Origin of the sequence: Mesorhizobium sp. (genome assembly GCF_024509055.1) — a bacterium.
In the GTDB taxonomy this organism is placed as follows: domain Bacteria; phylum Pseudomonadota; class Alphaproteobacteria; order Rhizobiales; family Rhizobiaceae; genus Mesorhizobium.
The window spans coordinates 1-4,581 of record NZ_JANINM010000112.1 but is presented as its reverse complement, the minus strand read 5'-3'; the positions used below and the strand labels follow the sequence as shown (position 1 = coordinate 4,581).

Annotated in this window: 7 protein-coding genes; 1 reads left to right on the top strand and 6 read right to left on the bottom strand. The window is 64.4% G+C overall.

Going from position 1 to position 4,581, the window contains the following annotated elements:
- Positions 1–163 precede the first annotated feature (163 nt).
- Positions 164–535 carry a DUF4180 domain-containing protein gene (locus Q0L57_RS06315; protein WP_296739660.1) on the top strand — a complete coding sequence of 124 codons (372 nt, stop codon included), beginning with the start codon at positions 164–166 and terminating at the stop codon, positions 533–535.
- Between the two features lie 3 nt (positions 536–538).
- Here the strand turns inward: Q0L57_RS06315 and Q0L57_RS06310 are convergent, their stop codons facing one another.
- The 6 genes from Q0L57_RS06310 to Q0L57_RS06285 all read right to left on the bottom strand — a co-directional run.
- On the bottom strand, positions 539–1,174 hold the full coding sequence (locus tag Q0L57_RS06310) for a class I SAM-dependent methyltransferase (RefSeq protein WP_296739657.1): 636 nt from the start codon (positions 1,172–1,174) through the stop codon (positions 539–541).
- A 55-nt stretch (positions 1,175–1,229) separates the two neighbouring features.
- Positions 1,230–2,039 carry an amino acid ABC transporter permease gene (locus Q0L57_RS06305; RefSeq protein ID WP_296739655.1) on the bottom strand — a complete coding sequence of 270 codons (810 nt, stop codon included), beginning with the start codon at positions 2,037–2,039 and terminating at the stop codon, positions 1,230–1,232.
- A gap of 166 nt (positions 2,040–2,205) precedes the next feature.
- Complete coding sequence (locus tag Q0L57_RS06300; RefSeq protein ID WP_296739652.1) at positions 2,206–3,003, bottom strand: transporter substrate-binding domain-containing protein; 798 nt, start codon at positions 3,001–3,003, stop codon at positions 2,206–2,208.
- Positions 3,004–3,174: 171 nt separating this feature from the next.
- A complete protein-coding gene (locus Q0L57_RS06295; protein ID WP_296739650.1) occupies positions 3,175–3,678 on the bottom strand; it encodes a MarR family transcriptional regulator in 504 nt (167 codons plus the stop codon).
- Positions 3,675–4,109 (bottom strand): organic hydroperoxide resistance protein, encoded by a 435-nt coding sequence (locus tag Q0L57_RS06290; RefSeq protein WP_296739647.1) that lies wholly within the window; start codon positions 4,107–4,109, stop codon positions 3,675–3,677. Before Q0L57_RS06290 ends, Q0L57_RS06295 begins: the two co-directional genes overlap by 4 nt.
- 173 nt (positions 4,110–4,282) lie before the next feature.
- A partial coding sequence (locus tag Q0L57_RS06285) for a 50S ribosomal protein L19 (protein ID WP_296739644.1) occupies positions 4,283–4,581 on the bottom strand: 299 nt, incomplete at its 5' end.

Genomic DNA, 4,581 nt, shown 5'->3' with positions numbered 1-4,581 from the left:
AACCCTTGTAGGCCGGATCGCTGAAAAGCTTTTCCATGGCAGGCTAGATAGCAATCTTTGCCGATTTCGGCAATCGCGGCGTGGTCGCGCCGGCGCCTTCGTTGACACGGGCGACGAACTGGATGACAGGGCAGCCCTACAGGTCTGTAACGAGGACGTTGAAATGAGCACCCCTTGCGACATGCATGGCCATCGCGTCCTCCAATGGCAGGGCGACGGGATCATCCCGAGGGTGCTCGACCTGATTGGCGAGGTGTCCGCGCTCGAGCCGGACTGGGTCGCGATTTCCACTTCGGCGCTGCCGCTAGATTTCTTCGAGCTCAGGACCGGTGTCGCCGGGGAATGGACGCAGAAATGCGTGAACTACGGCGTCCGCCTGGCGATCCTCGGCGACATCGCACCCTATGCCACGAGAAGCAAAGCATTTGCGGACTTCGCGCGTGAGGCCAATCGCGGCGAGCAGCTTTGGTTTCTCGACGATCTTGAGGCGCTGGGCGAGCGCCTGGCCAGGCGCTTGCCGGCAAGCAAACGGTAAGCGCTACAGCACCTCGAACACAAACGTCTTCACCAGCGCTTCCGGATCGCCGATCGCATAGCAGCGGAACCAGGAGCTTTCCTCGACGGCGCGCCATCTCTGTGCTTGTGTAAGCTCGTCGAACACGGCCTGGAAGCCGCCGCTTTCGAATACCTGGTCGCGCACGGTGAAGATGGCGTGGCCGCCGCTCCTGGTGATGCGCACCAGTTCGTGCAGGCCGGTAGCTGGCGCATGGCCGATGGTGAAGACACCGGTCGAGAAGAAGGCGCGGAAACACCCGTCAGTCCACGGCAGCGGGCCGCCAAGCATCGCCTTCTGCAGCTCGCTGTAGGCCTGCCGGCTGCCGGCGATCTTCAGCATGTCGTCCGAGAGGTCGAGGCCGACGATGTCGCCATAGCCGAGCGCCTTCAGCGACGGCCCCGACAAGCCGGTCCCGCAACCGGCGTCGAGAAGCGGGCCTTCGCCCGCCGGCACATGGCGCGCCAGCCATGCGGTGATGAGGAAAGGCAGCAGATAGCCGAGCGAGGCGGTCTCGCTGTCATAGGTCGCCGCCCAATCGGCATAGGCTTTGGCCAGGCCTTCCGGCGTACCGGCTGTGTAGACGGAATCCAGCGCCGCGTTCGCCTTGTCGAAATTCACGAGATGCTCCTCCATGCTCCCACCGGAGGATCGTAGCGTGGTCTTTGCCGCCCGGCTATTCCTCGTGCTGACGGCGCAGCTTCTGTTCCAGCGCGCGCAGCGCCAGCGACAGGCCGACGGTCAGGATCAGATAGATATAGGCGACGATCGAATAGGTCTCGAAGAAGCGGAAGGAGCCTGCGGCATAGACCTTGCCGATCTGCGTGATGTCGGCGACGCCCAGCACCGAGACCAGCGAGGAATCCTTGACCATGGCGACGAAATCGTTGCCGAGCGGCGGCAGGATGGTGCGGATCGCCTGCGGGAACACGATCAGGCGGAAACGTTGTCCGCGCGTGAGACCGAGCGCCTTGGCGGCTTCGATCTGGCCCTTTTCCACCGACTGGATGCCGGCCCGGAACACCTCGGAGATGAACGCTGAATAGCCGATGGTCAGCGCCATGATGGCGCGCCACAGGAGCGAGACGTCGCGCACCAGCAATTCATTGAGAAGGCCGGCGCTCTGCAATGGCGCCGTCAGCACATTCCAGGCCGCGACGAAGGCCGGCGCACCGGCAAAGGCGATCCAGAACAACAGCACCAGGATCGGCACGCCACGGATGATCTCGACATAGAAGCGGGCGACCTGGCGCAGCCATTGCGAGCCCGACAGCGCCATCAGCGCGACGCCGAGCCCGATCGCCGAGGCCAGCGCGAAGGCGACCACGGTGACGAAGACGGTGATGCCTATGCCCTTGGCGACGGTGGCGAAGACCTGCGCGTAGATATCGCTCACCGCAATGGCGAGCGCCGCGACCAGCGCAAGCAATGCCGCCGCGGCCAGCCACCAGGGGAATTCGGGTTTCGTGGAGGACGGCGCGGCCATCAGGCGACGCCCGCGTAGATGCCGCGAAAGGGCAGCGCCAAGGCACCCCCGTGCGGCTGCCAATCTCCCCCCTTGAGGGGGAGATGTCTGGCAGGACAGAGGGGGGTGCTCGGGCGCAATCTCAGCGTGACTCTTTGCACACGCACTGATCTCAACAACAGGAAGCCTACTCACCCATCTTGTAGTCGAGGAACCACTTCTTGTTGAGCGCATCCAGCGTGCCGTCGGCCTTGAGCGCGGCAATCGCGGCGTTGACCGGCTTCACCAGCTCGGAGCCCTTCGGGAAGATGAAACCGAAATCCTCGCTGCCGAGCGGCCCGCCGATCAGCTTAAGCTTGCCCTCGGAGGCGTCGACATAGCCCTTGCCGGCGGTGCCGTCGGTCAGCACCACGTCAACGTCGCCCGTCTTCAGCGCCTGCACCGTGGCGCCGAACGTCTCGAACAGCTTGATGCGCGGGTTCTGCTCATTGCCGTCGAGCACGCTGTAGACGGCGGTGTAGAAAGGCGTGGTGCCGGGCTGCGCGCCGATCAACCCGTCCTTGAAGGCGCCGAAGCTCTTGGCGTCGGTGAAGCGCTTTTCGTCGCCGCGCACCAGCATGAACTGCTCGGAGCGCATATAGGGGTCGGAGAAGTCGACCTTTGCCTTGCGCTCGTCCTTGATGGTGATGCCGGTCATGCCGATGTTGTATTGGTTGTCGGAAACCGCCTGGATCATCGCGTCCCATGAGGTGTTCTGGTATTCGACCTTGAAGTTCAGCCGCTTGGCGATCTCGTCCATCGCGTCATATTCCCAGCCGATCTGCTTGCCGCTCTTCTTGTCGATGAACTGCAGCGGCGGATAGGCGTTCTCGGTCACCACCACCACCTTGCGGCCGCCGAGATCGGGCAGCGAATCGGCCCAGGCGGCGACGGGCGCGAGAAGGCAGGCCAGCAGGCCGGCCAGCAGCAGTTTCGACTTGGTCATGATGCACTCCCCCGGAGGTGATTGGACGCGATGCGTGCGGCCACAGAAAATCCGGCGCCGACTTTAGCTTCCCGCAAGCGCCTTGCAAGCCGGTCCGCTACGCGGTTTCCCGTCGATGCGCAATGCGGTGCTCTTCAGGGATAATTTCGAGAAAGTCCTTGCTCGCGCAGGTCAGCCCGGCCCGGCCGTGACTTCGCGCAATCCCGCGACCAGTCGGGTCAGCGTGCCATGCAGGGCCTTGAGCTCGGCGCGCTCCAGCGGCATGTCGCAGTTGAGCCCTTCCTGCACGTCCTTCATGCGCGCCCGCAGCGCCTCACCCTTCGCTGTCGGCTCGACCAGCACCCGGCGCTCGTCGGCGCTGTCGCGGCGCCGCGTGACGAGGCCGCCGGCCTCCATGCGCTTGATCAAAGGTGTCAGCGTGGCCGAATCCAGCCCCAGCGCCTCGCCGAGCTCGCCGACGGTGCTCGGCGAGTGCTGCCACAGCGCCAGCATCGCCAGATATTGCGGATAGGTAAGGCCCAGCGGCTCCAGCAACGGTCGGTACAGTTTCGTCATCAGCCCGCTCGCCGAATAGAGCGCGAAGCAGAGCTGCTGGTCGAGGCGGGGTACTGGAACCGCCCCGGCGGCATCCGCCGCCAGGGTATGGCTGACATTCGTGTCGATCGTCGTGGTCATGCTGCCTTTGCCGGAAGCGCCGTCGTGGAAAGCGCAACGTCGATATTGCCCCGGATTGCATTCGAATAGGGGCACACCTTGTGCGCCTCCGATACAAGCGCTTCCGCGGCCGCCTGATCAAGGCCCGTGGTTTCGGCGGCAAGCGCGACGCCGAGCCGGAAGCCGCCCTGGCCGTTCGGGTGGAGGCTGACGGTGGCCGTCACGGCAGCATCCTGGAGCGGCAGCTTCTGCTGGCGCGCGACGAAACGCACCGCGCTTTCGAAGCAGGCCGCGTAGCCGACGGCGAAAAGCTGTTCTGGGTTGGTGGCGCCACCCTTGCCGCCGAGTTCCTTCGGCATCGCCAGGTCGACCTTGAGCAGACCGTCGCTGGTCTCGCCATGACCGTTGCGGCCGCCGGTGACATGGGCTTGAGCTGTGTAAAGTGCCGACATTCTTCGTCTCCATCTGATTTGTACACGATTATTTAGTGTACAAGATAATTCGTTGTCAACGATGCCGAAGCGATTTCTTGCTGCAGGCGATCACGGCTGGGTGAGGCGAAGGCGACGGCGAAAATGAAAAAGGCGGCCGAGGCCGCCTTTCCAAACCAGCTATGCGAGGAGCCTTATTCGGCGGAAGCGGCCTCGGCGGCCTTCTTCTCGGCGGCTTCCTGCGCGGCCTTCTCGGCGGCCAGCGCCTCGGCAGCGGCGACCTTCTCGGCCTCGATGCGGGCGCGCTCGGCGTTCAGCGCATCACGCTCTTCGTCGTTCAGCTTGCGGGCGCGCACGCCGGTGTTTTCCGAAATGCGGGCCGACTTGCCGCGACGGTCGCGCAGGTAATAGAGCTTGGCGCGACGCACCTTGCCGCGGCGCACGATCTCGACGCCCTCGACCATCGGCGAGTAGACCGGGAAAACGCGCTCGA

Excerpts from the sequence above, each read along its gene's own strand:
- Q0L57_RS06305 (WP_296739655.1), bottom strand. The coding sequence starts at position 2,039 with ATGGCCGCGCCGTCCTCCACGAAACCCGAATTCCCCTGGTGGCTGGCC.
- Q0L57_RS06290 (WP_296739647.1), bottom strand. The coding sequence starts at position 4,109 with ATGTCGGCACTTTACACAGCTCAAGCCCATGTCACCGGCGGCCGCAAC.
- Q0L57_RS06315 (WP_296739660.1), top strand. The coding sequence starts at position 164 with ATGAGCACCCCTTGCGACATGCATGGCCATCGCGTCCTCCAATGGCAG.
- Q0L57_RS06300 (WP_296739652.1), bottom strand. The coding sequence starts at position 3,003 with ATGACCAAGTCGAAACTGCTGCTGGCCGGCCTGCTGGCCTGCCTTCTC.
- Q0L57_RS06295 (WP_296739650.1), bottom strand. The coding sequence starts at position 3,678 with ATGACCACGACGATCGACACGAATGTCAGCCATACCCTGGCGGCGGAT.